Source organism: Stutzerimonas frequens, from assembly GCF_024448335.1.
In the GTDB taxonomy this organism is placed as follows: Bacteria; Pseudomonadota; Gammaproteobacteria; order Pseudomonadales; family Pseudomonadaceae; genus Stutzerimonas; species Stutzerimonas frequens.
Genome location: NZ_JAMOHM010000001.1, coordinates 340,648 through 366,951, shown reverse-complemented (window position 1 = coordinate 366,951; position 26,304 = coordinate 340,648). Strand labels below are relative to the sequence as shown.

Below are 26,304 nucleotides of genomic sequence, written 5' to 3'. Positions count from 1 at the left end.
GCCGTCGCGCGTTTCGTGCTTCACTGCACCTTCGTTCCGATCGCATCACGGGAGGTCACCGGTGCCCATTCCTTCGCTCAAGGAGCAGTTCGCCGCGCTCATTGCCGCACCCTCCGTCAGTTGCACGCAGCCTGGCTGGGATCAGAGCAACCGTCCGGTGATCGAGCTGCTGGCCGCCTGGCTCGGCGAGCTGGGCTTTGCCTGCGAGATGCCGGAGATTGCGCCCGGCAAATTCAACCTGCTGGCCAGCTATGGCAGCGGCCCCGGTGGCCTGGTGCTGGCCGGACACAGCGACACCGTGCCGTTCGATGGTGAACTGTGGACGGCCGATCCGCTGCGCCTTCGTGAGGCCGATGACCGCTGGTACGGGCTCGGCAGTTGCGACATGAAGGGCTTCTTCGCGCTGATCATCGAGGCGGTGCGGCCTTTGCTGGAGCAGCCATTTCGTCGTCCGCTGCTGATCCTTGCCACCTGCGACGAAGAGAGCTCGATGTCCGGTGCCCGCGCCCTGGCCGCAGCCGGTCAGCCGCTCGGCCGCGCGGCGCTGATCGGCGAACCCACGGGGCTGCGGCCGGTGCGTCTGCACAAGGGCATCATGATGGAGCGCATCGACATCCTCGGGCAGAGCGGGCATTCCTCCAACCCCGCCTACGGCCACAGCGCACTGGAAGCCATGCACGGCGTAATCGGCGAGATGATGACGCTGCGTCGGCAGTGGCAGGCCGAGTACGACAATCCGCTGTTCGACGTGCCCAAGCCGACGCTCAACTTCGGCTGTATCCACGGCGGCGACAACCCCAACCGCATCTGCGGGCAATGCGCGCTGGAATTCGACCTGCGCCCGCTGCCGGGCATGGACCCGCAGCAGCTGCGCGGGATCATTCGCCAGCGCCTGCAGCCGCTGGCCGAGCAGCACCAGGTGAAGATCGACCTGGCGCCGCTGTTTCCGGCGGTGCCGCCCTTCGAGCAGCCGGCCGAAAGCGAGCTGGTGCGCCTGGCCGAGCGCCTCACCGGGCACCGCGCCGAGGCGGTGGCGTTTGCCACCGAAGCGCCTTATCTTCAGCAGCTCGGCTGCGAGACCCTGGTGCTCGGCCCCGGTGACATCGCCTGCGCGCACCAGCCCGACGAGTACCTGCAGCTCGAGCGCATCGAACCGACCGTGCAGCTGCTGCGTCGGATGATCGAGCACTACTGCCTGCAGCCGCAGGCCTGATCCACCCCGCCCCAACCGAAAGGACCGCCACGAAGGCTCATTCATGCACGACTACGTCACCTGGCTCCGCGATTCCTCGCCCTACATCAACTCGCACCGTGACCGCACCTTCGTCGTCATGCTGCCGGGCGACGGCGTGGAACATGCCAACTTCGCCAATATCGTCCACGACCTGGTGCTGCTGCACAGCCTTGGCGTGCGCCTGGTGCTGGTGTTCGGTTCGCGTCCGCAGATCGAGGCGCGGCTGGCGGCGCGCGGTATCACGCCGCGTTTCCATCGCGACCTGCGCGTCACCGATGGTCCGACCATGGAGTGCGTGATCGATGCGGTCGGCCAGCTGCGCATTGCCCTGGAGGCACGGCTGTCCATGGACAAGGCCGCCTCGCCGATGCAGGGCGCGCGCCTGCGGGTGGCCAGCGGCAACTTCGTCACCGCAAGGCCGATCGGCGTGCTCGACGGCGTCGACCTGCACCACACCGGCGAGGTGCGGCGCATCGATCGCAAGGGCATCGGCCGGCTGCTGGACGAGCGCACCATCGTGCTGCTCTCGCCGCTGGGCTATTCGCCCACCGGGGAAATCTTCAACCTGGCCTGCGAGGACGTCGCCACCCGCGCGGCCATCGATCTGCAGGCCGACAAACTGGTGCTCTACGGCGCCGAGACCGGCCTGCTCGACGAAAGCGGCAAGCTGGTGCGTGAGCTGCGTCCGCAGCAGATCCCGGCCTATGTCGAGCGCCTCGGCAGCCAGTACCAGGCCGAACTGCTGGATGCGGCGGCGCAGGCCTGCCGCGGCGGCGTGCGGCGCAGCCACGTGGTCAGCTATGTCGACGACGGTGCGCTGCTCAACGAACTGTTCACCCGCGACGGTGCGGGCACGCTGGTGACCCAGGAGCAGTTCGAGCAACTGCGCGAGGCGACCATCGAGGATGTTGGCGGGCTGATCGACCTGATCACGCCGCTGGAGGAGCAGGGCATTCTGGTGCGGCGCTCACGCGAGGTGCTGGAACGCGAGGTCGAGCAGTTCAGCATCGTCGAGCGCGACGGGTTGATCATCGCCTGTGCGGCGCTCTATCCGATCGCCGACTCGGATGCCGGCGAGCTGGCCTGCCTGGCGGTCAATCCGGAGTACCGTCATGGCGGGCGCGGCGACGAGTTGCTCGAACGCATCGAGGAACGTGCCCGGGCGCTGGGGTTGAAGAAGCTGATCGTGCTCACCACGCGTACCGCGCACTGGTTCCAGGAGCGTGGCTTCGAGCCCATCAGCGTCGATCGTCTGCCGGCCGCGCGGGCCTCGCTGTACAACTTCCAGCGAAATTCGAAGATTTTCGAAAAGCCGCTCTGAAGCCTGCTGGCGGGCGCAGACCCGCCAGTTTGCTTAGAGGCTTAGGCTGCGCTGGTAATCGGCGACGAAGCTGTCGAAGTCCAGCGTGTCGGCGGCTTCTATCGCTGCCTGGCGCTCCAGCGACTGCCGCGCCGCCGTTTCGAACTGCTGCAATTCATCGGTGCTTGGCGCCTGGCTGCGGAAGTAGTCGGCATGGGCAAGCGTCTGGCGCATGGCGAACTGGCTGAAACTCTCGCCATTCGTGCGCAACTGCTCGAGCACGCGCGCCGAGGGCGTCAGGCTGCTGTCGGCGACCTTGGCGCGCTGTTCGGCCAGTGCCTCGGCATGCCGGCTGTCGCCATGGCTGCGGTCGAGCAGGGCGGCGACTTCGGCGATCTCGTCGAGCAGCTGCCCGGCCCACTCGCCGAGCGGCACGGCCTCGCCGCAGCGCTGCAGTTGCAACCCGGGGCGTCGCCCCTCCTTGACCACCTTGAGGAAGTTGTCGGTGGCCGCGCCGCACTCGCCATCGGCCAGGCAAGGGCTGTCGGCCAGCGCGCAGAACAGCAGGAAGGCGTCGAGGAAGCGTGATTCGGCGAGGTCGATGCCCAGCGGCAGGAACGGGTTGATGTCCAGGCAGCGCACTTCGATGTACTGAATGCCGCGGGCGCGCAGGGCCTGCAGCGGGCGCTCGCCGGTGGCGGTGACGCGCTTGGGGCGGATGTTCGAGTAGTACTCGTTCTCGATCTGCAGCACGTTGGTGTTGAGCTGCTGCCAGTTGCCGGCGGCGTCCTTGATGCCCATCGCCTCGTAGGGGGTATACGGCGTGGAAACTGCGCGGAACAGGCTCTCGGTATAACTCGACAGGTCGTCGTAGCAGGGGGTGAGGCCGGCCTGGGCGTTGTTCTGATAGCCCAGATCGCTCATGCGCAGGCTGGTGGCGTAGGGCAGGTACAGGGTGTCGGCGTCGAGCGCTTCGAGCTGATGCGGGCGCCCGCGCAGGAAGCCGGCGTCCAGCGCCGGCGAGGCACCGAACAGATACATCAGCAGCCAGCTGTAGCGGCGGAAGTTGCGGATCAGCCCGATGTAGCGCGCGGAGCGGTAGTCCTGGACCGAGCGGGTATCGCCATCATCGGCCTGCAGTACCGGCCACAGCGCCTCGGGCAGCGAGAAGTTGTAGTGGATGCCGGCGATGCACTGCATGGTCTTGCCGTAGCGCAGCGCCAGGCCCTGGCGATAGACATGCTTGAGCCGGCCGATGTTGGAACTGCCGTATTCGGCGATGGGGATGTCCGCTTCGCTCGGCAGCGGACAGGGCATGGACGGGCTCCACAGGTATTCATCACCGAGCTTGGCGTAGGTGAAGCGATGGATCGCTTCGAGCTCGGCCAGGGTATTGCGAGGGTCCTGGTCGGTGCCGGTGATGAACTCCAGCAGCGCCTCGGAATAATCGGTGGTGATCTGCGGGTGGGTCAGCGCCGAGCCCAGCGCAATGGGGTGCGGCGTCATGGCCAGATGGCCGTGGGCATCGACGCGCAGGCATTCGCGCTCGATTCCGTGCAGGCATTGGTTGAGCAGCGGCAGGTGGGGAGCCTCGGCCAGCAATGCCAGGCGGTGGGTGAGAAGAGCGCTCAACTTGTGGATTCCTTCACGCGACAGTCGCCCCAATATGGGGATGGAAACGCCGCTTCACAAGAGGCAGCGTTGCTTCGACCACAGGCCAGGCGTGCCGACTCCGCAAGCGGCTGGCGGCACAGGCCGTTAGAGGCAGGCGAAGGTCGCCTGGGCCTTGGCGATCAGCTTGTCGCCCTGATGGACCTCGGCTTCCAGCACCTGGGTCCGCCGGCCACCGTGCACCACCCAGGCGCGACAACGCAGCTCGCCATCGGTCACCGGGCGGATGTAGTTGACCTTGCATTCGAGCGTGACGCTGTTCGGCGAGCCATCGCCCAGGCTGTGGCTGGCCTGGCCCATGGCGGTGTCGATCAGCGAAAACAGCGCGCCGCCATGCAGCTTGCCGTGCAGATTGCGGAGGCCGTCGTGCATGGACAGGCCGAGCACGGCCTCGCCATTGCCGACCTGGTGAATCTCCAGACCGAGCAGACGGCCGAAGGCGCTGGAGTTACCCACCGCCTCGACTTGAATGCTCATGCCTACTTCCTCAGCTGTTTGGCGTTGGCGAACAGCGCGGCCATGGCGGCATTGGCCGGTGCCGGCTTGTCTTCCCTGGCATGACGCTCGCTACGCGGGGCGTTGCCGCGTGGCTTGCCGCCGCGCGGGCCGTCGGTCTTCTCGCCGGGCGTGTCGCTCATGCGCATGGACAGGCCGACGCGGTTGCGCGGGATGTCCACTTCCATGACCTTGACCTTGACGATGTCGCCGGCCTTGACCACCTCGTAGGGATCCTTGACGAACTTCTCCGACAGCGCGCTGATGTGCACCAGACCGTCCTGGTGCACGCCGATGTCGACGAAGGCACCGAAATTGGTCACGTTGGTCACCACGCCTTCGAGCACCATGCCCGGCTCCAGATCGCTGAGCTTCTCCACGCCGTCCTGGAATTCAGCGGTCTTGAACTCGGGGCGCGGGTCGCGACCCGGCTTGTCCAGTTCGCTGAGGATGTCGGTGACGGTCGGCAGGCCGAAGGTCTCGTCGGTGAACTGCTTGGGGTCCAGGCGCTTGAGAAACGCCGAGTCGCCGATCAGCGAGCGGATATCGCGACCGGTGTCGGCGGCGATGCGCTTGACCAGCGGATAGGTTTCCGGGTGCACCGCCGAGGCGTCCAGCGGGTTGTCGCCGTTCATCACGCGGAGAAAGCCGGCGGCCTGTTCGAAGGTCTTCTCGCCCAGCCGCGGGACCTTTTTCAGCTCGCTGCGGGACTTGAACGCACCGTTGGCATCGCGGAACTGCACGATGTTCTGCGCCAGCGTCGCGTTGAGGCCGGAGATGCGTGCCAGCAGCGCGGCGGAAGCGGTGTTGACGTCGACGCCGACGGCGTTCACGCAGTCCTCGACCACGGCATCCAGCGAGCGCGCCAGTTTGAGCTGGGACACGTCGTGCTGATACTGGCCGACGCCGATGGATTTCGGGTCGATCTTCACCAGCTCGGCCAGCGGATCCTGCAGGCGGCGCGCGATAGAGACGGCGCCGCGCAGGGAGACGTCCAGGTCGGGGAATTCCTTGGCCGCCAGTTCCGAGGCCGAATACACAGAGGCGCCGGCTTCGCTGACCATGATCTTGGTCAGCTTGAGACCGGGCACTTTCTTGATCAGCTCGCCGGCCAGCTTGTCCGACTCGCGGCTGGCGGTGCCGTTGCCGATGGCGATCAGGTCCACTGCATGCTTGGCGCACAGCTTGGCGAGGATCGCCAGGGTGCCGTCCCAGTCGTTGCGCGGTGCGTGCGGGTAGACGGTGGCGGTTTCCAGCAGCTTGCCGGTGGCGTCGACCACCGCGACCTTGCAGCCGGTGCGCAGGCCCGGGTCCAGCGCCAGGGTCGCGCGCGGGCCGGCCGGCGCAGCCAGCAGCAGGTCATGCAGGTTACGGGCGAACACCGAGATCGCCTCGTCCTCGGCCTTGTCGCGCAGCTCGCCGAGCAGGTCGGTTTCCAGGCTGGTGTAGAGCTTGACCTTCCAGGTCCAGCGCACCACCTCGGCCAGCCACTTGTCGGCGGCGCGGCCGCGGTTGGCGATGCCGAAGCGCTCGCCGATCATGCCTTCGCCGGGGTGCATGCTGCCCGGGGTCTCGTCGCCGACCTTGAGGCTGACGCTGAGGATGCCCTCGTTGCGCCCGCGGAAGATCGCCAGCGCGCGGTGCGAAGGGGTGTTCTTCAGCACCTCGTCGTGTTCGAAGTAGTCGCTGAACTTGGCGCCTTCGGTTTCCTTGCCCGGTACGACGCGGGCACTGAGGGTGGCGTTGTGCTTGAGGAAGTCCCGCAGCTTGGCCAGCAGGTCGGCGTCCTCGGCGAAGCGCTCCATGAGGATGTACTTGGCGCCTTCGAGCACGGCCTTCACATCGGCGAAGCCCTTCTCAGCGTCGATAAAACGGGTGGCTTCGCTTTCAGGATTCAACTCGGGATTGCCGAACAGCGCATCGGCCAACTCGCCGAGACCGGCTTCCAGGGCGATCTGGCCCTTGGTGCGGCGCTTCTGCTTGTAGGGCAGGTAGAGGTCTTCGAGGCGGGTCTTGGTGTCGGCGAGGTCGATCTCGCGCTTGAGCTCGGGGGTCAGCTTGCCCTGTTCCTCGATGCTGGCGAGGATCGAGACGCGTCGCTCGTCCAGCTCGCGCAGGTAGCGCAGGCGCTCTTCCAGGTTACGCAGCTGGGTATCGTCGAGGCTGCCGGTGACTTCCTTGCGGTAACGGGCGATGAAGGGAACGGTGGAGCCTTCGTCGAGCAGCGCCACGGCGGCGGCGACCTGTTGCGGGCGTACGCCCAGCTCGTTGGCGATACGGGAATTGATGCTGTCCATGAACCTACCTGGGTCAGTCGAGGCATGCAGGTCGGGCCTGCGCGAAAGCCGGCGATTATAGGGGAAGTGCGGCGATCGGCCTCAAGCTAATCCCGGCACATGGCGTGCGGCATGACGGTTTGCGCGTGGTGACTGCCGCTGGGCGAAAAATCTGCTAACAATGGCTGTCAGTAGGGCCGATCCACACTGCGCAATAATGCGCCGTCGACCATCTGGGAGTTTCCATGAGCAGCACTGCGCCAGCCAGCGAAGGCGAAAAAATCCTCATCGTCGATGACGATGCCCGTCTGCGACGTCTGCTCGAGCGTTTTCTCGACGAGCAGGGCTACCGCGTCCGTACCGTGGAAAACACCGAGCAGATGGACCGTTTGCTCAGCCGCGAGCTGTTCCAGCTGGTGGTGCTCGATCTGATGATGCCGGGCGAGGACGGGCTTTCCGCGTGCCGCCGGCTGCGCGAGGGCAACAACCAGATTCCGATCATCATGCTCACCGCCAAGGGCGACGAGGCCAGCCGCATCCAGGGCCTGGAGCAGGGCGCCGACGACTACCTGGCCAAGCCGTTCAACCCTCGCGAGCTGCTCGCGCGCATCCGTGCGGTGCTGCGCCGGCAGGCGCCGCAGGTGCCGGGCGCCCCGGCCAGCGAGGACGAGACCGTCACCTTCGGCGAGTACGAGCTGTCGCTGGCGACCCGTGAGCTGAAGAAGGGCAACGAAGTGCACATGCTCACGACCGGTGAGTTCGCCGTGCTCAAGGCGCTGGTCCAGCATGCTCGCGAGCCGCTGACCCGGGACAAGCTGATGAACCTCGCCCGCGGCCGCGAGTGGGATGCGCTGGAGCGCTCCATCGACGTGCAGATCTCCCGCCTGCGTCGGCTGATCGAGCCGGACCCGTCCAAACCGCGCTACATTCAAACCGTCTGGGGTGTGGGTTACGTATTCGTGCCGGACGGCAACAAGTGAGTCGGCTGCGGCCTGTTTCAGGCTGCGAGCGTGTCAGGCTCGCGGCCTGCCGTCCCGGGCGTGCCGCCGCTTTTTCATGAAGACTCCGCTCTGGTTCCCGCAAAGCTTCTTCGCCCGCACCCTGTGGATGGTGCTGATCGTGGTGCTGTTCTCCAAGGTCCTGACGCTGGTCTATCTGATGACCAACGAGGACGTGCTGGTGGACCGCCAGTACAGCCACGGCGCGGCACTGACGCTGCGTGCCTACTGGGCCGCCGATCTCGAAGACCGCGACCGTATCGGTCGTGCCGCCGGCCTGCAGCTGGTGGCCGAGCAGAACGTGCCGCGCAGCGAGTATCACTGGCCCTACACCGAGATCTTCCAGCGCCAGATGCGCGACGAACTGGGCGACGACACCGAGGTGCGCGTGCGCATCCAGCCGTCCACGGCGATCTGGGTGCGCGCGCCGAATCTGGGGCCGGACTGGGTGCAGGTGCCGCTCTATGCCTATCCGCTGCGTGGCCAGCGCATCTGGAGCGTGCTCGGCTGGTTCCTGGGCATCGGCCTGCTGTCCACCGGCGCGGCCTGGATATTCGTCAGTCAGCTCAACCTGCCGCTCAAGCGGCTGGTCTTCGCCGCGCGGCAGATCGGCAAGGGCCGGCGCGTCCGCCTGCCGATCAGCGACACGCCGAGCGAGATGACCGAGGTCTACCGCGCCTTCAACCAGATGGCCGAAGACGTCGAGCAGGCCGGTCGCGAGCGCGAGCTGATGCTGGCGGGGGTGTCCCATGATCTGCGCACGCCATTGACGCGCCTGCGCCTGTCGCTGGAGCTGATGAGCAGCGATGACGAGCTGACCGACGACATGATTCGTGATGTCGAGGACATGAATGCGATCCTCGATCAGTTCCTCGCCTTCGTCCGCGACGGCAGCGACGAGCCGGTGGAGACCACCGACCTCGGCGAGCTGATCCGCGAAGTGGTGGCGCCCTACAACCAGCAGCAGGAGATCGTGCGTCTGTGCGTCGAGCCGATGCCGCCGTTCGCCCTGCGTCGGGTGTCGGTCAAGCGGCTCTTGGTCAACCTGATCGAGAATGCGCTGCGTTATGGCGGTGACGGGGTCGAGGTGGCGGCGTATGTCTCCGGCGACCAGCATGCGCCCTATGTGGTGCTCAGCGTGCTCGACCGCGGGCCGGGAATTGATCCGGCCGAGCTGGAAGGCCTGTTCAACCCCTTCATCCGCGGCGATCGCGCCCGTGGTGGGCAGGGCGCCGGGCTGGGCCTGGCCATCGTCAAGCGTATCGCCTCGCAGCACGGTGGCATCGTCGAGCTGCGCAATCGCGAGGGTGGTGGTCTGGAGGCACGCGTCAGCCTACCCTTGGGGCTGTTGTTGCCGCGCGACGCGGTGCAGGGCAAGCCGGCCGAATAAGCCGGCTCGCAGCGTGGACGGATCAGCCCTTGCCCTTGGTGCGGGTCAGGTGCGGGCCGCCGTTCTTTTCCAAGTACTGAATGATCAGCCCGGCGACGTCCTTGCCGGTGGTTTCCTCGATACCGGCCAGGCCCGGCGAGGAGTTCACCTCCATCACCAGCGGGCCATGGTTGGAGCGCAGGATATCGACACCGGCGACGTTTAGGCCCATCACCTTGGCGGCGCGGATGGCGGTCATGCGCTCTTCCGGGGTGATCTTGATCAGGCTGGCGGAGCCACCGCGGTGCAGGTTGGAGCGGAATTCCCCAGGCTTGGCCTGGCGCTTCATCGCGGCGATGACCTTGTCGCCGACCACGAAGCAGCGGATATCGGCGCCGCCGGCTTCCTTGATGTACTCCTGCACCATGATGTCCTGCTTGAGCCCCATGAAGGCCTCGATCACCGATTCGGCCGCCTTCTCGGTTTCGCAGAGCACCACGCCGATGCCCTGGGTGCCTTCCAGCACCTTGATCACCAGCGGGGCGCCATTGACCATCTGGATCAGATCGGGGATGTCGTCCGGCGAGTGGGCGAAGCCTGTTACCGGCAGGCCGACGCCGCGACGTGAGAGCAGCTGCAGGGCGCGCAGCTTGTCGCGCGAGCGGGCGATGGCCACCGACTCGTTGAGCGGGAACACCCCCTGCATCTCGAACTGGCGCAGCACGGCGCAGCCATAAAAGGTCACCGAGGCGCCGATGCGCGGGATCACCGCGTCGAAGCCCTCCAGCGGCTTGCCGCGGTAGTGGATCTGCGGCTTGTGGCTGGCGATGTTCATGTACGCGCGCAGCGTATCGATCACCACCACTTCATGGCCACGCTGCTCGCCGGCTTCGACCAGACGACGGGTGGAATAAAGACGCGGATTGCGCGACAGCACGGCGATTTTCATTGAGCACCGGAAGAAGTGAGGATCTGGGGTTTGTCCTGGATATAGGTTCGCGACGGATCGATCAGCCATTGACCGTCGACCAGTGCCTTGGAGCCGAGCAGCAGGCGGTAGCGCATGGTCTTGCGGCAGGTCAGGGTGAACTCCACCGGCCAGACGTGGCTGCCCAACGCGAGCAGGGTGCGCACCACGTAACGCGTCTGCACCTGGCCGTTGGAGCTCTTGATCAGCTTGCGGGTGACCAGTGGCGCCTCGCAGCGATGGCGTCGCTGCACCAGCGTGCCCAGGTGCGCGGTGAAGCGAACCCAGCGCTGCCCATCGCGTTCGAATTCGCTGATGTCGGTGGCGTGCAGCGCCGAGGTGCTGGCCCCGGTATCGACCTTGGCACGCAGGCCCACCACGCCGAGATCCGGCAGGGCGATCCATTCACGCAGTCCGATCACGGTGTGGGGGTCGAGTCTCTTCAATGGGCGTGTCCGAAGAATTTGGCGGCATTCTAGTTGGGGTGCATGACAACTGCATCCGTCTGTAACACCCTAGAACGATGTGTAGGAGTTAGAGCTGGACGATGGCTGAAAAAGACGACGACAAGGTGCGCCTGGACAAGTGGCTGTGGGCCGCGCGCTTCTTCAAGACTCGCGCGTTGGCCAAGGCGGCCATCGAAGGAGGCAAGGTGCACTGTCGCGGCGAGCGTTGCAAGCCGAGCAAGGAACCGAAGGTGGGCGATGAACTGGTGATTCGCGTTGGCTTCGACACGCGTACGGTGGTTATCCGCGCGCTATCGGCGGTGCGCCGCGGCGCACCCGAGGCGCAGACGCTCTATGACGAGACGCCGCAGAGCCTGGCTGCTCGCGAGGAAGCGGCAGCCCAGCGCAAGGCAGGTGCCCTCGGCATGCAGACCGACGGCCGGCCGAGCAAGAAGCAGCGTCGGCAGATCCAGCTGCTGCGTGACTTCAAGCCCGACTAGCCGCGCAGCACGGCCAGCTGGCGCAGCAGCGGCAGCCTGGTGGCCAGCTGCATGGGCGCACGAGCTAGCCACTGCAACAGTGCAGCGATATGCGCGCCCAGTGGTGTGCAATAGCCCCAGCCGATGGCCAGCAAAGCGATCAGCAGCCCTCCGACGAAGTCATCGCTGAGCCAATGGGCGCCAGCGACCAACCGCGGCAGCATGAACAGCAAGGTGATGCCGAGCACCAGTGCCAGGCGGCCGCCGCGGGCGAACAGCGCCATGAACAGTCCCCAGATCAGCAGCACCGAGGCGTGATCGCCGGGGAAGCTGCGGCTGGAACGATCCTTGAGTTCGAACATTTGCTCGAGCAGCGGGAAGTGGTCGCTCAGATGATAGGCGCCAGCGATTTCGAGCGAGGGACTGGCGTGTTGCCAGCCGAAGTGCCCGGCCAGCTTGGTCACCAGCACGCGAATCACCAATAGCACCAGCAGCAGCGCGACGAAAGTGAACAGCGCCGGGCGCAGCTGGTGCTGCGCGAACAGCCAGTCGCGGCGGATCAGCAGAGTCAGCAGCAGGGCGCCGACGAGGATGTCGAACACGCGAATGCTGGCCAGTGCCCACAGCCAGTCCCACCAGGCCTGCTGGCCCAGCGAGCCGTTGAGTAGCTGGAAGGTCGCCTGGTCGATGGCATTCCAGAGCGGGCGGCTGGTGGGCCAGAGCCAGCTGAGCAGCAACAGGCCGGCGAGCAGGTGGGTGATGAACAAAGGCAGCGGGCGCCAGCGCGCCTGGGGCGTGGTCATGGGCATGGGGTCTTCCCTGGAGTTGCGATGGCGCGCGATGCTAGGGCCTGCCGTTACGCCTGTCCTGACTACCTGCGAGCCGTTCAGCCCGCGTTCAGCTTGCGGCTGTCCGGAACTCCGTCTGGCGCCCGCCCTTGGTAAGGGCCGGATTTGCGCCTAAAATTGCCCGCCTCCTCCGCCGTACCTGCGAGCTTTCCGGCTATGCCCGATCAAACCCAGCGTTTTCTCTTCGATGATTCCGATGTTCGCGGCGAGATCGCCACGCTCGAGGAAAGCTACCAGCACGTGCTCGCCAAGCACGCCTATCCAGAACCTGTGGCCCAATTGCTCGGCGAGCTGCTGGCGGCGGCCGCGTTGCTGGTCGGCACGCTCAAGTTCGACGGGCTGCTGATCCTCCAGGCCCGCTCCAACGGTGCCGTGCCGCTGTTGATGGTCGAGTGTTCCAGCGCGCGCGAAGTGCGTGGCATCGCCCGCTATCACGCCGAGCAGATTCAGCCAGGTGCAACGCTGGGCGAGCTGATGCCCGAAGGCATGCTGGCGATCACCATCGACCCGGCCAACGGCCAGCGTTATCAAGGCATCGTCGGGCTGGAGGGGGTCAACCTGGCAGCCTGCCTGACCGACTATTTCGCCGCCTCCGAGCAGCTGCCGACGCGTTTCTGGCTCAATGCTGACAGTCGTCGCGCCTGCGGTCTGCTGCTGCAGCAGCTGCCGGCCGATCGGCTCAAGGATCCGGAGGAGCGTGACGCCAGCTGGGAGCACCTGCTCACTCTGGCCGACACGCTGACCGCCGAGGAGCTACTGGGGCTGGACAGCGAGACGCTGCTGCATCGGCTTTACCACCAGGAGCAGCTGCGCCTGTTCGATGCGCTGCCGATCCGCTTCCGCTGCAGCTGCTCACGCGAGCGCTCCGCCCGTGCTCTGGTCAGCCTGGGCGAGGAAGACGCCCTGCAACTGGTGGCTGAGCAGGGTGGGACGGTCAGCATCGATTGTCAGTTCTGCAACGAGAAATACACCTACGACGCCGCGGACGTGGCCCAGTTGTTCGCCGGCGGCGGCAGCGAGGCGCCGTCTGATACCCGCCACTGAATCGGCCTGACGCGCAACGCGTCTGCATCAAGGTTCCGCGGGGCTGCCCGTTGATGCCGGCGGCCTCGCGCCGACAGTGAACTATTTGGCCATCACGGCCTCATACCCAGCGCGGCGCATTATCTGGCATAATCGCGCGCACTTTTTTCGATGTAGTTCGCTGTTCGGCGGGCTACAACAGCATGGAGGAATCGGCCCAGGGCCGACGGGAACACTCATGACGCAAGCCACCAACGCCGTGTACACCGACATCAGCACCGCTCAACTGATTGAAGAAGCCGTCAAGCGCGGAGAGGGCGAACTGTCCGCCAATGGCTCTCTGGTGGTGAAGACCGGGCACCGCACGGGTCGTTCTCCGGCTGACCGCTTCATCGTCGAAGAGCCGAGCACCCAGCAGAAGATCGCCTGGGGCCCGATCAACCGTCCGTTCCCGGCCGGCAACTTCGAGGCGTTGTGGAACCGCGTCGAAGCCTACCTCGGCGAGCGTGACAGCTTCGTTTCCCATGTCCATGTCGGTGCCGATCCCGAGCACTACCTGCCGGTCAAGATGACCACCGAAACCGCCTGGCACAACCTGTTCGGCCGTTGCCTGTTCATCACTCCCGAGCAGTTCAACCAGGCCGGTCTGAGCGAATGGCGCATCCTCAACGCACCTTTCTTCCAGTGCGTACCCGAGCGTGACGGCACCAATTCCGACGGCTGCGTGATCATCAACTTCGCCGAGAAAAAGGTCCTGATCGCTGGCATGCAGTACGCCGGTGAGATGAAGAAGGCCATGTTCTCCGTGCAGAACTTCCTGCTGCCGGACGTCGACGTGCTGCCGATGCACTGCGCCGCCAACATTGGCGAAGACGGCGACACCACCCTGTTCTTCGGTCTGTCCGGCACCGGCAAGACCACCCTATCGGCCGACGAGAGCCGTTACCTGATCGGTGATGACGAGCACGGTTGGGGCGTTGGTCGCGTGTTCAACATCGAGGGTGGCTGCTACGCCAAGTGCATCGACCTGTCCGAGAAGAACGAGCCGGTGATCTGGAAGGCCATCAAGTTCGGCGCTGTACTGGAGAACGTGGTCCTCGACGAGCGCACCCGCCTGCCGGACTACGCAGACGCCAGCCTGACCCAGAACAGCCGCGCCGCCTACCCGCTGCAGCATGTCGAGAAGCGTTCCGAGAAGAATCTCGGTGGCGAGCCGAACGCGGTGATCTTCCTGACCTGCGACCTGACCGGCGTACTGCCGCCCGTGTCGATCCTGAACAACGAGCAGGCTGCCTACCACTTCCTGTCCGGCTACACCGCGCTGGTCGGTTCCACCGAAATGGGTTCGGGCAGCGGCATCAAGTCGACCTTCTCCACCTGCTTCGGTGCACCGTTCTTCCCGCGCCCGGCTGGCGAGTACGCCGAACTGCTGATCAAGCGCATCAACGGCTTTGGCTCCAAGGTCTACCTGGTCAACACCGGCTGGACCGGTGGTGGCTACGGTGTCGGCAAGCGCTTCAACATCCCGACCACCCGTGCGGTGATCGCGGCAATCCAGAGCGGTGCACTGGTAGGTGCCGAGACCGAGCACCTGCCGATCATCAACCTGGACGTGCCGAAGGCCGTTGCCGGTGTCGATACCCAGCTGCTGAACCCGCGCAACACCTGGGCCGACAAGAGTGCCTACGACCAGGCCGCGAAGGAACTGGCTGGCAAGTTCATCGAGAACTTCAAGAAGTTCGATGTTTCCGACGCCATCCGCAACGCCGGTCCGCAGCTCTAAGCTGCCTGCCGCGTGATCGAAAGCCGCCTCCGGGCGGCTTTTTCGTTTGAGCCGGGCGGTGAGTTAGATCAAAGGCGTCGATGATTCTTATCGGTCAAGACGCATGGATTCGATTGGTCGACGCCCTTAGCATGGCGCCACTGTTCATTACGAGGAACCGCGCGCCATGAATACCGAAGAAGCCATCCGCACCCGTCGCGCCGTCAAGGCGTACGACCCGAGCTTTCAGCTGAGCCGTGAGGAAAAGGACGAGCTGCTGCAACTGGCACTGCTGGCGCCCTCTGCCTTCAATCTACAGCATGTGCGCTTCGTCGAGGTCAGCGACCCGGCGTTGCGCGCGCAGATCCGCGAGGTGGGCTGGAATCAGGCGCAGATGACCGATGCCTCGATGCTGGTGGTGGTCTGCGCGCAAGTCGACAGCTGGGAAAAGAATGTCCGTCGCGTCTGGGACGGTGCACCGAGTGAGGTGCAGGACTACATGGCCGGTGCCATCGATGCCTACTACCGTGGCAAGCCGCAGGTCCAGCGTGACGAGGCCATGCGCAGCTGCGGCCTGATGGCGCAGACGCTGATGCTCGCGGCACGGGCCAAGGGCCTGGATTCCTGCCCCATGGATGGCTTCGATTTCGATGCGGTCGGCAAGCTGATCAACCTGCCGGACAACCATGTCATCGCGCTGATGGTCGCGGTGGGCAAGCGCGCCGCCGAGCCCAAGCCGCGCGTCGGCAAGTTGCCGTTCGATGAGGTGGTCATCCGCGATCGCTTCTGAGTCTTCTGGCGAAGGGCGCGCAATGCGCCCTTCCGCTGGGCCCGCTTTGCCCTCCTCGAAGCCTCATCCGGCCCGCCCAGGGCCATCGCTGGGCTGATGGCCACGCGCTCCGACGACCGGACGCACATGTCAGCCGCTTTGCAGTACCGTCTCCCTCCTTTTGCTACCCTCCGGCCTCCAGTCAAGGGAGTGACTCAGCATGATCGAACAGACGCTCGAACAGACATTCGGCTACGACGGCTTTCGTCCCGGCCAGGAACGGGCCGTTCGCGCCGTGGTGGCCGGCCGCTCGGCGGCGGCGATCTTTCCCACGGGGTCGGGCAAGTCGCTGTGCTATCAGCTGCCGGCGTTGCTGCTGCCGCATCTCACCCTGGTGGTCTCGCCGTTGCTGGCGTTGATGCAGGATCAGCTGGCCTTTCTGCAGCGGCATGGCATCGCCGCCGGCAGCATCGACTCGGCGCAGAGCCGCGAGCAGGCCAGCGAAACCATGGCGCGGGCCAAGTCCGGCGAACTGAAGATCCTGATGATCTCGGTGGAGCGACTGAAGAACGAGCGCTTCCGCCATTTCATCAGTCAGGTGCCGATCTCGCTGCTGGTGGTTGACGAGGCGCACTGCATCTCCGAATGGGGCCACAACTTCCGCCCGGATTACCTCAAGCTCCCCGACTACCAGCGCCAGTTCATCATTCCCCAGGTACTGCTGCTGACTGCCACGGCGACGCCGCCGGTGATCGCCGACATGCAGGCCAAGTTCTCGATCGCCACGGACGACGTGGTCACCACCGGCTTCTACCGGCCCAATCTCAATCTGCTGGTTGAGCCGGTCAGCGGCTTCAACAAGCCGCGCCGGCTGGTGGAATGGCTAGAGGACAAGGCTGGGCAGCCGACCATCGTCTACGTCACCCAGCAGAAGACCGCCGAGCAGGTCGCCGAGCATCTGGCGCAGCGGGGGTTTCCGGCCAGCGCTTATCACGCTGGCATGGCTCACGAGATGCGTGAGTCGATCCAGCGCCGCTTCATGGCCGGCGAGCTGAACTGCATCGTCGCCACCATCGCCTTCGGCATGGGCATCGACAAGGCCGATATCCGCAACGTGGTGCACTATGACCTGCCCAAGTCGGTGGAAAATTACAGTCAGGAAATTGGTCGGGCAGGGCGCGACGGCAACGCTTCGGATTGCCTGGTGCTGGCCAATCGCGACAGCCTCAGCGTGTTGCAGAACTTCGTCTACGGCGATACGCCGGAACGCGAGGGCATCCGCTGCGTGCTCGACGAGCTGCTGCAGGCCGGCGCCGGGGGGCAATGGGAGCTGATGCTCAACCAGCTGTCCGATCAGAGCAACATCCGCCAGCTGCCGCTGAAAACCCTGCTGGTGCAGCTGGAGCTGCGCGGCATCATCGCACCGCGTTTTGCCTACTTCGCCGAGTACCGCTTCAAGTACCTGCTCGAGCCCGAGGCGCTGGTAGCGAAGTTCGAAGGCGAGCGGCGACAGTTCGTCGAAGCCATCGTGCACACCTCGGCGCGGGCGCGGACCTGGTGCACGCTGGATTTCGAAGCGCTATACGGGCAGCACGGCGCCGACCGCGCTCGGGTGGTCAAGGCGCTGGAATATTTCCAGGAGAAGGGCTGGATCGAGCTCGACAGCAAGCAGATGACCGAGGTCTACGCGCTGCTCGACACGCGCTTCGATGCCGAGGCCCTGAGCGCCGAGCTGCACGCCTACTTCAAGGAGCACGAAGCCAGCGAGATCGCCCGCATCGACAACATGCTGGCCCTGTTCGAGTCCCGCGAATGCCTGAGCCAGCGACTGGCCGCCTATTTCGGTGATCGCCAGGCACCACAGCGCTGTGGGCATTGCTCGGTCTGCCGCGGACAGGTCGCGAAGCTGCCGGAACCGCCGACACTGGCGCCGCTGGAGCAGATCGACCTGGCCGCCCGCTGCGCCGAATTCAGTCAGCGTTACACGCAGCTCAAGGGCGGTGCGCCCAGTGCCGAGTGCCTGACGCGCTTTCTCTGCGGCATCAGCGTGCCGCTGTTCACCAGGCTCAAGGCGCGCCAGCTCCCCGGTTTCGCCTCGCTGGAGGCCTACCCCTACGCCGAGGTCCGCGCGCGCCTGGCTGGTTAGCGGGCGGTCAGGCCGATCAGCCGGTCGGCGACGCCCTTGGTCTGGCGTGAGGTGCCAGCGGTGAGGTTGCTCGAGTTCTCCAGCGCATCGAGCAGCCCGGTCAGCGAGCCGACACCGGCCGATTGCGTCTCGATATGCTGCGCCACCGCGCGAATCTCGCTGGCCAGGCGGTCGATGTCGGTACCGATCTCTTCGGCGTTCTTGCCGGTGATCTCGGCCAGCTTGCGCACCTCGTCGGCCACCACTGCGAAACCGCGGCCCATGTCGCCGGCGCGCGCCGCCTCGATCGCCGCATTGAGCGCCAGCAGGTTGGTCTGCCCGGCGATCTGCTGGATGGTCTGCACCACCGACTGGATGCGCTGGCTGGACTGTGCCAGGTCGCGGGCGCTGCTGACCACCTCGTCGGCCTGGTGAACCATCTGCTTGACCGAGCTGCCGGCCTGTTCGATGACGGTGCCCTGCTGGTTGATGTTCAGGGTCAGGTCGTCCATCGACCCGTGCAGTTCAGTGGCGCACTGACTCAGCTGTTCGGACATCGAGCGGCGTTCCTCGTCGGCCTGCGAGAGCACCTGACCGAGGTCGGCGAGGCCGCGGAACACCGGCCGGATATGCTCGTCCAGACCGTTGATGTCCACCGCACTACTGTAGTCCTGGCGCTTGAACTGCTCGATCTGCTTGACCACCACCTGGCTCAGGCCGGTGAGTTTCTTGATCTGCCGCCGCAGGAAGAACGCCTTGAATTCACCGTGGTAGGCGATGAAGTTGTCGGTGTACTCGTCGTGGAACTCGTCCTTGCCGTTGGTGCGGAAGAAGAACACCGCCGTCAGTGTCTGGTTGAGATTGAGGCCGAGGATCTCGCCGAAGGTCGAATAACCGGCCACCGGCACGTCATCGAACACCGGGTCCATGCTGCCGAGCGCTCGTTCGTTGTTCAGCCGGCGCAGGATGCAGTCGTTGAGGATGCCCACGATCGGCTTGCCGGGTTTGTTGCGCATGAACTGCTGATAATCGCGGCGGGTGGTTTCGGCCAGCGGCGTGCGCTTGACCATGATCAGCTCTTCGCCGGGCGCTACGTCGCAGAACAGATGCACGCGCTCGTTGACGAAGTCGATCTGCGAGATCGAGCGGACAAACACTTCCTCGCCGACGCGGATGGCGAAGGAGTAGTCCGAGAGCCGTTGCTCCAACTCCTGCGGCGCGCATTTGAGCGCCTCACAGAGCGCCTGGACCATGCTGCGGATGTTGCCGCGAGCGTCGACCACCTGGCTGATGTAGCGATCCTCCAGGGAGGCGCTGAGTACGCTCAGGCTGAGCGGCGTGGGCTCGAAGTTCTGGCTCTTGAAGACGCCGAAGCGGACGTCGCGGGCGCACTTGAGGAAGACGATCAGCGCATGGTTCTGGTAGCTGCGCTGGCCGTCGTGGAGTTGGGTGCGCTGGAAATCCAGCTTGCCGCCCGCCGAGCCACCGACGAACAGGCAGGGAAAGCGCCCGGACTCGTACAGGGCCTCCATGAAGAAGGATTCCGAAGCGGAGAGGCCGTCGAAGAAGATATTCGCCAGGGTGTCGCGGTAATCGATCTTCATCGACACCTGCACGCGCTTGATCGACGCCGTGAGGCGTGCGATGCGCTCGCCCATCGACAGCCGCTGACCCCCGCCGCGGATGTCCTCGCACTCCAGCGGTACGCGGACGATCTCGGCGGCGGCGATGACGCTGGCGTCGAACAGCTGCAACACCACCCGATCCCACTGCGCACCGGTGGCACAGTAAAGCCGCTGCCCCTCGCTGGACAGCTCGCCCGCAGTGGTGCACAGGCTGATCGTCGCCTGCGGAAAGCGCTGCGCTACCTGCCTGGCGACTTCGTCCAGATCCACATGCGGCGAGACGAAGCCGGCGATGTAGGTCGGGTTGAAGCGCAGGGCGGCGAGCTGCTGTGAGAGCTGCTGAGCCGGGCAGAGCAGGCTCGCCGTGCCGGTGGATTGCGTATGGCCTGGCTTGAATCGGGAGAGCGAAATCATGGGCGTTACTCGCGCTTGGGGACAGGAAGCGGGAAACTCGGCCGCTCCCGCACTGATCAGCCGTCGATCAGAGGCTACTTTTTTGTTATCGACGCCCGGGCCGCGAGCTGATGCCCGTTCGGCGCCGTCACCGTCAGCCACGTTATCGGCCGCCAGATCGAAGATCGCCATGCAACCATGGTCTTCATCCGGAAGTAGTGGGTGGCGCGGCGATTGCCCTTGATATGGCGCAAAGGAAGTCGCGCGCGGCTGTGCGATTGTCGACCGGTGGCCTGTTGCCGCAGTTGTTGTAGCCGATAGCAAGGAAAGCCTCTCGAGGAGCGACGCCATGCCCCGCCTGTTCACCGATCTCGGATTCCGCTGGAAGATCACCTTGCCCATTGCGGCGCTGGCCCTGTTGCTGGTGCTGATGGGCATTTTCGGGATGCGCGGCATCGAGCGCGTCACCGGCTCCAGTGAGGTCTTGGCCACACGCCATCTGCCGGCCATCGGTCTGCTGCTCAATGCCGATCGCGACCTGTATCAGGCCTTCGTCGCCGAGCGTAGCCTGCTCGACAGCGATGCTGGCGAGCATGTGCAGGCACTCAAGGCCAGCCATGCGGAAAACCTCAGGCAGGCCTACGACCGTGTGCAGAAGTACGCAGCCATGCAACCGGGCGCCGAGGCACTGGCGCTGGTCGAGCAATTCAATGGCGGCTTTCAGCAATGGTCCGCGGTATCGCAGCGGGTCATCGAGCAGGTCGATCTCGATCCTCAGGCCGCCAGCGCGCTGAGCTTCGGTGACAGTGAGGCGCGCTTCGATGCCATGCGCGATGCCATCGACAAACTCGGTGAACTCGAAGGCGCAGCCGCCGAGGCCGAGGGCGCGGCGGCGATCGCCGAGGGCGCCGCCACATCCAGTCAGCAGACCGTGGTGCTGATCATCGGCCTGCTGGGCTGCGCACTGCTCATCCTCGGTCTGCCGCTGGTGGTGTTGCGCCCGATGCGCCGTTTGCTCGATCGGCTGAAGCAGATCGCCGATGGCGATGGCGACCTGCGTGCTCGCCTGGAGGTGCATTCGGCTGACGAGCTGGGCCAGCTCGGCAATGCCTTCAACCGCTTTCTCGACAAGCTGCAGCCGCTGATCGCCGAGGTCGGACGGGTTACCGCTGAGGTCGAGACAGCCGCGCGTGGCATGGCGGCGATGGCTGAAACCAACGATCAGTTGATCAGCAGCGAACACGCCGCGGTCGATCAGGTGACCACCGCGGCGACCGAGATGAGCGCGGCGGTGCACGAAGTTGCGCTCAATGCGCAGAATGCATCGGACGCCGCGCGTGCGGCGGAAACCCAGTCACGCCAGGGCGCGTCGGTCGTCAGCAGCACCATCCAGTCGATCCGTCAGCTGGCCGGGGAGGTCGAAGGCGCATCGCAGACCATCGGTGCGCTGGCCGAGGAAACCGCCAGCATCGGCGCGGTGCTCGAAGTGATTCGCGGCATCGCCGAGCAGACCAATCTCCTCGCGCTCAACGCCGCCATCGAGGCGGCGCGCGCCGGTGAGCAGGGCCGTGGTTTCGCCGTGGTGGCCGACGAGGTAAGGGCACTGGCCGCGCGCACGCAGGATTCGACCAAGGATATCCAGGCGCGCATCGAGCGCCTGCAGAGTGGCGTCGGCAAGGCCGTACAGGCCATGCAGACCGGCAGTGACAAGGCGCGAGACAGTGTCGAGCGGGCATCCGGTGTCGATCAGGTGCTGGCGGAAACCTCCGTGTCGGTGCAGCGCATCAACGATATGGCCGCCCAGATCGCCACCGCGTGCGAGGAGCAGAGCTGCGTCACCGAGGAAATCGCTCGCAACATCACAGATATCCGTGACCTGTCCAACGAGGCGGCCACTTACTCCTCGCAGAGCATGCTCGCCAGTCAAAAGCTGTCCGGGCTGTCGAAGACGCTGGCGGAACTGGTTGGCCGTTTCCGCACCTGAGGCCGGGCGCGCTGCCGTTACAGCGAGCCCCAAAGCAGCCGACCCAGACCGCTGTCGTTCGGCAGCAAAAGCAGGCTGAGGATGAACACCAGCAGCAGTCCGGCGGCATAGCAGAGGCTGCTCAGCCGGGAGCGTGCGCGGGGCGGGCGCGACGCGGCAGGTGGCTTGCCGTCTGGGCTCGGCTGGCGCGACTGGGGTATGTTGCAGGACATGCTCGTCTCGACAGTTATCAGCCCGCCGTCAACGCAGCAGGCATCGGAAGCGGCGCAGTAAAGCGCAAATGGAGGCGTATCGCCACTACTGTGGCATCGCTTCCGTACGCTTCGCGTCGCTCTGAAACATCAGGAAAAGCTCCGTACGTCGCCGGACCGGTATCGCGGGATGGCTCGACCATACTCAGAGGTCGATACCGCAACTGATCGGAGACTCCGCCCATGCTGACGCGCCGCCAGATCATCCAACGTTCAGCAGTGGCCGCAGCGCTGCTGGCGCTCGGTCCGCTGCTACCGTCGCTGGTGCGGGCAGCCGCGGGGCTGCGTCGACGCGAGATTCCTTCCACCGGCGAGATGCTGCCCGTGATCGGCCTCGGCACCTCGATCACGCACAATGTCAGCCTTGACGATCCGCGCATGGACCGCCTGCTCGAGGTGCTGCGGGTGCTGGTCGAGGGTGGTGGCTCGGTGATCGACACCGCGCCGAGCTATGGCAATGCCGAGCGCGTCGTCGGTGAGCTGGTCGAGCGCCTGGGCCAGCGCGGCCAGGTGTTTCTCGCCAGCAAGGTGTCTTCGACCGGCCGCGAGCGCGGCCTGGCGCAGATCGAGGCGAGCTTCGGGGCCCTGCAGACCGAGGTCATCGACCTGATCCAGGTGCACAACCTGCAGGACACCCGCACCCAGCTCGGCCTGCTGCGTGAACTCAAGCAGGAGGGGCGGGTGCGCTACATCGGCGTGACGCACTATCTGGAATCGGCCCACGATCGCCTGCTGGACACCCTGAAGCAGGAGCAGGTGGACTTCGTGCAGTTCAACTATTCGGTGGGCGAGCGCAACGCCGAGAAGCAGCTGCTGCCGTACTGCGCCGACCACGGCATCGCCACGCTGATCAACCGGCCGTTTACCCGTGGCAACCTGCTGTCCAGGGTCAAGGGCAAGCCGCTGCCGGACTGGGCCGCGGAGATCGACGCCAGCTCCTGGGCGCAGCTGCTGCTCAAGTTCATCCTCGCCGAGCCGGCGGTGACCGCGGTCATACCGGCGACTTCTAACCCGCGCTACATGGCCGACAACCTGCTTGCCGGCCAGGGCCGTCTGCCCGATGCGCGACAGCGGCAGATGATCGTCGACGCCTTCCGCTGAGCCGGGCCAAATGCCCGTCGCTCCGGCTGCGCGCCTCGCCGCGCTGATCAATGCCCGCCCCGGCGAACTCCGCGCGGCGCTGGCCGGCTTCGGCCTGTTCTTTTGCCTGTTCGCCGGCTATTTCATGCTGCGCCCGATCCGCGAGTCCATGGGCATCCAGGGCGGCGTCGAGAACCTGCAGTGGCTGTTCACCGCGACCTTCATCGCCATGCTGGTGGCGGTGCCACTGTTCGCCTGGCTCAACTCGCGGGTGGCGCGCGTCCATTACATCGATTGGGTGTACGGCTTCTTCTGCGTCAACCTGCTGCTGTTTGCCGCGCTGTTCTTCGCGCTGCGTGACAGCGTCTGGCTGGCGCGAGTGTTCTACGTGTGGATCTCGGTCTACAACCTGTTCGTGGTCTCGGTGGCCTGGAGCCTGATGGCCGATGTGTTCGATGCGCCTCAGGCGCGCCGGCTGTTCGCCTTCATCGCCGCGGGTGCCAGCGTCGGCGGACTTGTCGGCCCGGCGACGAGCGCACTGTTGGTTGGCGTGCTCGGTCAGTTCGGGCTGATGCTGCTGGCGGCGCTGCTCTTGGTCGCCGCGGTTGTGCTCAAGCACTACCTGATGGTCTGGCGCGAGGATATGGGTGCCGGCCGGCCCGGAGCCGAACACGCCGAAAGTCCACGGCGACCGGTAGCGGGCAATCCATTCAGTGGCCTGACGCGGGTGCTGGGCTCGGGCTATCTGCTCGGCATCGCGGCGTTCGTGCTGCTGCTGACGACCGCCAGCACCTTTCTCTACTTCGAACAGGCACGGCTGGTCGCCGAGCTGTTTCCGGATCGTGCCGAGCAGGTACGGGTGTTCGGTGCGATCGATTTCGTGGTGCAGGCGGGTGCCTTGCTGTCGCAGCTGTTCATCACAGGGCGCATCGCGCAGCGGCTCGGCGTGCGGATTCTGCTGGCAGCGGTGCCGGCGCTGGTCTGCCTCGGGTTCATCGGCCTGGCGCTGGCGCCGACCTTTGCCGTGCTGGCCGCTGTGATGATCGTCCGCCGCGTCGGCGAATACGCCTTCGTCCGCCCGGGCCGCGAGATGCTCTTCGCGCCGCTGGATGCCGAGAGCAAGTACAAGGCGAAGAACTTCATCGATACCGTGGTCTATCGCGGCGGCGATGCCCTGAGCGGCTGGGCCAAGAGCCTGCTCGACAGCCTCGGTCAGGGCGCCTGGCTGGTGGGGCTGGTGGGCGCGATGTGTGCGGTTGTCTGGGGTGTGCTGGGTTGGCTGCTCGGTGGTCGGGCTGACCGTGCGGATCAGGGGAAGGAAGCGACTAGATCGACGTTGTGATGGCACAATGCCGTCTTTCTATCCGGACAAGGACGTCAACATGCGCACAGCGCTGCCCGTACTTCTCGCCACGCTCTTCATGACCGGCTGCAGTATCAAGCAGACCGTAACCCCCGCCAGCCTTTCGGCTGAGCTCTCGCCCGAGATCTGCACGATACCTGCTGTCGGGCTGCGCTCCGGCTTCAACACCACCTATCAACAACTGCTTCGAGACAAGGGTTTCAAGACTCGCCAGCTCGCCGCAGGCAGTAGCCCCTCTCGTTGCGCTCTCGCCACGACCTATACAGGAACCTGGCGCTGGGATCTGCTGCTTTATATGAGCTATGCCGATATTCGCGTCTACGAGAACGGTCGCCAGGTTGGCCAGGCGGAGTATGACGCTCGCTGGGGCGGCGGCCGGCCAGACAAGTTCATCAGTGCCGAGGACAAGATCGCCGAACTGACCGATCAACTCTTTCCCAACGGCGCCCATGGTCTCGGGGCCGTTGCAGAGAAAATGCTCGACGCACCGCTGAGCGAAGAAGCCTATCGTCAGCATCAGCTCGAGCTGCTTATGCGCGAGAACCTTCCATACGATCAATACCAGCAGCGCTACCGCGAGCTGATGCAGGAATGACTGAAGCACATCGTAGCCAGCAGCCAGCCGACCCACTTGAGCTCGCAACCGGACGAAGCACCTGAACCTTCGAAGAGACCGGCCCCTCGAATCTTCGTAGACCCGTCAATTATCAGGAGCAGTCGTATGCATGTTCAGGTCAATAGCAACCACATTCCCGGCAGCGTAGAGCTGCACGAGTGGGTCGGCACGACCGTGGAGGATCGCCTGGAACGGTTTGACGATTTCCTCACCCGCATCGAGGTGCATATCAGCGACGAGAACGCGCAGAAGGCCGGCGCCGACGACAAGCGCTGCCAGATCGAGGCGCGGCCGAAAGGCCATCAGGCGGTTTCCGTAACGCACAAGGCCGAGTCGATGCAGCTGGCGGTCGATGGTGCCGCCGAGAAGATGCACCATGCGCTCGAGCATCTGATGGGCAAGCTGGACAGTCGGGTCCTGTCTGGCGGTGAATTGAATGACCCCCTGCGTGACGAGTCACCACAGGCCGTCAAGGATGCGATGCTCGAAGAGGAGTTCCTGGAAAAGCAGGACGAGCTCGACAAGTGATCCTGTCGCCCCGGCTGCGCGCCGGGGCGTTTCCACCAGCTTCATTCTCATTCTATCCCCCTGCTGCCGCCCTGCGCCTTGGCGGCCGGCCCCGTGTATCCGGTAGTCAGATGCAGATCATCCTCGTGCGGCACGGTAGACCCGATCACGGTGCAGCGCGCTGGAGCACACCGGTCGGCATGAAGACCTGGGTCGAGCGCTACAACGCGGCGGAGGTCGTCGCCGCCGAACGCCCGGACAGTCTGGTCGCGCTGGCAGGCTCGGTTGGCATCGTGGTCTGCAGCTCCTTGCAGCGTTGCATCGAATCGCGCTCGCATCTGGAGTGCGACTGCTGTGAACGGCCCGATCCGCTGTTCGCCGAGGCGCACCTGCCTTATCCGGACTGGGGGCTGCCGCTGTTGCCGTCGCGCTTCTGGCGCCTGGTGTTTCGCACCGCCTGGTTTCTCGGCTTTGCCAGCCATACCGAGCACATCGGCGAGTCCACCAGGCGTGCCAGCGCAGCGGCAGAGCGTTTGATCGAGCTGGCCGAGGCCAATGAAAGCGTGCTGCTGATGGGACACAAGATCATGAATGCGCTGATCGCCCGGCAACTTCGTCAGCGCGGCTGGCGTGGTCCCGCGCTGCCGCTGCTCACCGGCTATTGGCAGCCGAGTCGCTACAGCAAAGGCTAAAGCCTGCTCCGATCACACCTTCCGCGCGTGT

The 26,304-nt window shown here is 65.3% G+C and carries 23 protein-coding genes; 15 read left to right on the top strand and 8 right to left on the bottom strand.

Translation table 11 applies throughout. The annotated features are described in order from the left end of the window. Positions 1-61: 61 nt before the first annotated feature. Both argE and argA read left to right on the top strand, forming a co-directional pair. The gene (gene argE / locus NAO55_RS01765) at positions 62-1,213 is read left to right on the top strand and encodes an acetylornithine deacetylase (RefSeq protein WP_102839400.1); all 1,152 of its coding nucleotides are present in this window, start codon (positions 62-64) and stop codon (positions 1,211-1,213) included. Positions 1,214-1,256: 43 nt separating this feature from the next. After that, entirely contained in the window at positions 1,257-2,555 is a 1,299-nt protein-coding gene (argA, locus tag NAO55_RS01760) for an amino-acid N-acetyltransferase (RefSeq protein WP_102839401.1), read from the top strand. A gap of 33 nt (positions 2,556-2,588) precedes the next feature. Here argA and gshA read toward each other — a convergent pair whose 3' ends face one another. The 3 genes from gshA to NAO55_RS01745 form a co-directional block, all read right to left on the bottom strand. Next, positions 2,589-4,166, bottom strand: a complete 1,578-nt coding sequence (gshA, locus tag NAO55_RS01755) for a glutamate--cysteine ligase (RefSeq protein ID WP_102839402.1) — start codon at positions 4,164-4,166, stop codon at positions 2,589-2,591. A 126-nt stretch (positions 4,167-4,292) separates the two neighbouring features. Next, positions 4,293-4,682, bottom strand: coding sequence for a PaaI family thioesterase (locus NAO55_RS01750; RefSeq protein ID WP_011911515.1), 390 nt, complete (start codon positions 4,680-4,682; stop codon positions 4,293-4,295). Between the two features lie 2 nt (positions 4,683-4,684). Continuing rightward, on the bottom strand, positions 4,685-6,997 hold the full coding sequence (locus NAO55_RS01745) for a Tex family protein (protein ID WP_102839403.1): 2,313 nt from the start codon (positions 6,995-6,997) through the stop codon (positions 4,685-4,687). Between the two features lie 224 nt (positions 6,998-7,221). Here NAO55_RS01745 and ompR point away from each other — a divergent pair, with 224 nt between their 5' ends. Further along, positions 7,222-7,956, top strand: a complete 735-nt coding sequence (gene ompR, locus NAO55_RS01740; protein ID WP_014821967.1) for an osmolarity response regulator transcription factor OmpR — start codon at positions 7,222-7,224, stop codon at positions 7,954-7,956. 76 nt (positions 7,957-8,032) lie between these two features. After that, positions 8,033-9,364, top strand: a complete 1,332-nt coding sequence (locus tag NAO55_RS01735) for an ATP-binding protein (RefSeq protein ID WP_102839404.1) — start codon at positions 8,033-8,035, stop codon at positions 9,362-9,364. 22 nt (positions 9,365-9,386) lie between these two features. On the opposite strand, the gene rimK is transcribed toward NAO55_RS01735, so the two are convergent. Beyond that, positions 9,387-10,292, bottom strand: coding sequence for a 30S ribosomal protein S6--L-glutamate ligase (gene rimK / locus NAO55_RS01730; RefSeq protein WP_014821965.1), 906 nt, complete (start codon positions 10,290-10,292; stop codon positions 9,387-9,389). After that, positions 10,289-10,756, bottom strand: coding sequence for a retropepsin-like aspartic endopeptidase RimB (gene rimB / locus NAO55_RS01725; protein WP_014821964.1), 468 nt, complete (start codon positions 10,754-10,756; stop codon positions 10,289-10,291). Before rimB ends, rimK begins: the two co-directional genes overlap by 4 nt. A 101-nt stretch (positions 10,757-10,857) precedes the next feature. Here rimB and NAO55_RS01720 point away from each other — a divergent pair, with 101 nt between their 5' ends. Continuing rightward, entirely contained in the window at positions 10,858-11,256 is a 399-nt protein-coding gene (locus NAO55_RS01720) for an RNA-binding S4 domain-containing protein (RefSeq protein WP_102839405.1), read from the top strand. Here NAO55_RS01720 and NAO55_RS01715 read toward each other — a convergent pair. Further along, a complete protein-coding gene (locus NAO55_RS01715; RefSeq protein ID WP_102839406.1) occupies positions 11,253-12,044 on the bottom strand; it encodes a phosphatase PAP2 family protein in 792 nt (263 codons plus the stop codon). The two genes, NAO55_RS01720 and NAO55_RS01715, sit on opposite strands and share 4 nt — an antisense overlap. A 195-nt stretch (positions 12,045-12,239) precedes the next feature. Here NAO55_RS01715 and hslO point away from each other — a divergent pair, with 195 nt between their 5' ends. The 4 genes from hslO (at position 12,240) to NAO55_RS01695 (ending at position 17,783) form a co-directional block, all read left to right on the top strand. Next, positions 12,240-13,127, top strand: coding sequence for an Hsp33 family molecular chaperone HslO (hslO, locus tag NAO55_RS01710; protein ID WP_102839407.1), 888 nt, complete (start codon positions 12,240-12,242; stop codon positions 13,125-13,127). Positions 13,128-13,344: 217 nt separating this feature from the next. Then, entirely contained in the window at positions 13,345-14,889 is a 1,545-nt protein-coding gene (locus tag NAO55_RS01705) for a phosphoenolpyruvate carboxykinase (RefSeq protein WP_063541566.1), read from the top strand. A 166-nt stretch (positions 14,890-15,055) separates the two neighbouring features. After that, positions 15,056-15,658, top strand: a complete 603-nt coding sequence (locus tag NAO55_RS01700; protein WP_063541568.1) for a nitroreductase family protein — start codon at positions 15,056-15,058, stop codon at positions 15,656-15,658. A gap of 199 nt (positions 15,659-15,857) precedes the next feature. After that, the gene (locus NAO55_RS01695) at positions 15,858-17,783 is read left to right on the top strand and encodes a RecQ family ATP-dependent DNA helicase (protein ID WP_102839408.1); all 1,926 of its coding nucleotides are present in this window, start codon (positions 15,858-15,860) and stop codon (positions 17,781-17,783) included. On the opposite strand, the gene NAO55_RS01690 is transcribed toward NAO55_RS01695, so the two are convergent. Next, entirely contained in the window at positions 17,780-19,801 is a 2,022-nt protein-coding gene (locus NAO55_RS01690) for an FIST N-terminal domain-containing protein (RefSeq protein WP_102839409.1), read from the bottom strand. The genes NAO55_RS01695 and NAO55_RS01690 overlap by 4 nt on opposite strands. A 328-nt stretch (positions 19,802-20,129) precedes the next feature. Here NAO55_RS01690 and NAO55_RS01685 point away from each other — a divergent pair, with 328 nt between their 5' ends. Next, positions 20,130-21,764, top strand: a complete 1,635-nt coding sequence (locus tag NAO55_RS01685) for a methyl-accepting chemotaxis protein (RefSeq protein WP_102839410.1) — start codon at positions 20,130-20,132, stop codon at positions 21,762-21,764. 17 nt (positions 21,765-21,781) lie between these two features. Here NAO55_RS01685 and NAO55_RS01680 read toward each other — a convergent pair whose 3' ends face one another. Continuing rightward, positions 21,782-21,976, bottom strand: coding sequence for a hypothetical protein (locus NAO55_RS01680; RefSeq protein ID WP_102839411.1), 195 nt, complete (start codon positions 21,974-21,976; stop codon positions 21,782-21,784). Between the two features lie 222 nt (positions 21,977-22,198). Between NAO55_RS01680 and NAO55_RS01675 the strand changes: the two genes are divergently transcribed. The 5 genes from NAO55_RS01675 to NAO55_RS01655 all read left to right on the top strand — a co-directional run bounded on the left by NAO55_RS01675 (position 22,199) and on the right by NAO55_RS01655 (position 26,273). Continuing rightward, positions 22,199-23,116: an aldo/keto reductase gene (locus NAO55_RS01675; protein WP_102839412.1), complete on the top strand. Its 918-nt coding sequence runs from the start codon at positions 22,199-22,201 to the stop codon at positions 23,114-23,116. A 10-nt stretch (positions 23,117-23,126) separates the two neighbouring features. Beyond that, on the top strand, positions 23,127-24,437 hold the full coding sequence (locus NAO55_RS01670; RefSeq protein WP_102839413.1) for an NTP/NDP exchange transporter: 1,311 nt from the start codon (positions 23,127-23,129) through the stop codon (positions 24,435-24,437). A gap of 40 nt (positions 24,438-24,477) precedes the next feature. Then, entirely contained in the window at positions 24,478-25,053 is a 576-nt protein-coding gene (locus NAO55_RS01665; protein ID WP_102839680.1) for an Sbal_3080 family lipoprotein, read from the top strand. Between the two features lie 126 nt (positions 25,054-25,179). Continuing rightward, positions 25,180-25,602, top strand: coding sequence for an HPF/RaiA family ribosome-associated protein (locus tag NAO55_RS01660; RefSeq protein ID WP_017244747.1), 423 nt, complete (start codon positions 25,180-25,182; stop codon positions 25,600-25,602). A 110-nt stretch (positions 25,603-25,712) separates the two neighbouring features. Next, positions 25,713-26,273 carry a histidine phosphatase family protein gene (locus NAO55_RS01655; protein WP_102839414.1) on the top strand — a complete coding sequence of 187 codons (561 nt, stop codon included), beginning with the start codon at positions 25,713-25,715 and terminating at the stop codon, positions 26,271-26,273. Positions 26,274-26,304 lie beyond the last annotated feature (31 nt).

Excerpts from the sequence above, each read along its gene's own strand:
- NAO55_RS01745 (WP_102839403.1), bottom strand. The coding sequence starts at position 6,997 with ATGGACAGCATCAATTCCCGTATCGCCAACGAGCTGGGCGTACGCCCG.
- NAO55_RS01665 (WP_102839680.1), top strand. The coding sequence starts at position 24,478 with ATGCGCACAGCGCTGCCCGTACTTCTCGCCACGCTCTTCATGACCGGC.
- NAO55_RS01655 (WP_102839414.1), top strand. The coding sequence starts at position 25,713 with ATGCAGATCATCCTCGTGCGGCACGGTAGACCCGATCACGGTGCAGCG.
- NAO55_RS01670 (WP_102839413.1), top strand. The coding sequence starts at position 23,127 with ATGCCCGTCGCTCCGGCTGCGCGCCTCGCCGCGCTGATCAATGCCCGC.
- NAO55_RS01720 (WP_102839405.1), top strand. The coding sequence starts at position 10,858 with ATGGCTGAAAAAGACGACGACAAGGTGCGCCTGGACAAGTGGCTGTGG.
- NAO55_RS01715 (WP_102839406.1), bottom strand. The coding sequence starts at position 12,044 with ATGCCCATGACCACGCCCCAGGCGCGCTGGCGCCCGCTGCCTTTGTTC.
- NAO55_RS01685 (WP_102839410.1), top strand. The coding sequence starts at position 20,130 with ATGCCCCGCCTGTTCACCGATCTCGGATTCCGCTGGAAGATCACCTTG.
- NAO55_RS01675 (WP_102839412.1), top strand. The coding sequence starts at position 22,199 with ATGCTGACGCGCCGCCAGATCATCCAACGTTCAGCAGTGGCCGCAGCG.
- rimK (WP_014821965.1), bottom strand. The coding sequence starts at position 10,292 with ATGAAAATCGCCGTGCTGTCGCGCAATCCGCGTCTTTATTCCACCCGT.
- NAO55_RS01680 (WP_102839411.1), bottom strand. The coding sequence starts at position 21,976 with ATGTCCTGCAACATACCCCAGTCGCGCCAGCCGAGCCCAGACGGCAAG.
- hslO (WP_102839407.1), top strand. The coding sequence starts at position 12,240 with ATGCCCGATCAAACCCAGCGTTTTCTCTTCGATGATTCCGATGTTCGC.
- NAO55_RS01700 (WP_063541568.1), top strand. The coding sequence starts at position 15,056 with ATGAATACCGAAGAAGCCATCCGCACCCGTCGCGCCGTCAAGGCGTAC.
- NAO55_RS01750 (WP_011911515.1), bottom strand. The coding sequence starts at position 4,682 with ATGAGCATTCAAGTCGAGGCGGTGGGTAACTCCAGCGCCTTCGGCCGT.
- NAO55_RS01690 (WP_102839409.1), bottom strand. The coding sequence starts at position 19,801 with ATGATTTCGCTCTCCCGATTCAAGCCAGGCCATACGCAATCCACCGGC.
- argA (WP_102839401.1), top strand. The coding sequence starts at position 1,257 with ATGCACGACTACGTCACCTGGCTCCGCGATTCCTCGCCCTACATCAAC.
- NAO55_RS01735 (WP_102839404.1), top strand. The coding sequence starts at position 8,033 with ATGAAGACTCCGCTCTGGTTCCCGCAAAGCTTCTTCGCCCGCACCCTG.
- NAO55_RS01705 (WP_063541566.1), top strand. The coding sequence starts at position 13,345 with ATGACGCAAGCCACCAACGCCGTGTACACCGACATCAGCACCGCTCAA.
- ompR (WP_014821967.1), top strand. The coding sequence starts at position 7,222 with ATGAGCAGCACTGCGCCAGCCAGCGAAGGCGAAAAAATCCTCATCGTC.
- NAO55_RS01695 (WP_102839408.1), top strand. The coding sequence starts at position 15,858 with ATGATCGAACAGACGCTCGAACAGACATTCGGCTACGACGGCTTTCGT.
- NAO55_RS01660 (WP_017244747.1), top strand. The coding sequence starts at position 25,180 with ATGCATGTTCAGGTCAATAGCAACCACATTCCCGGCAGCGTAGAGCTG.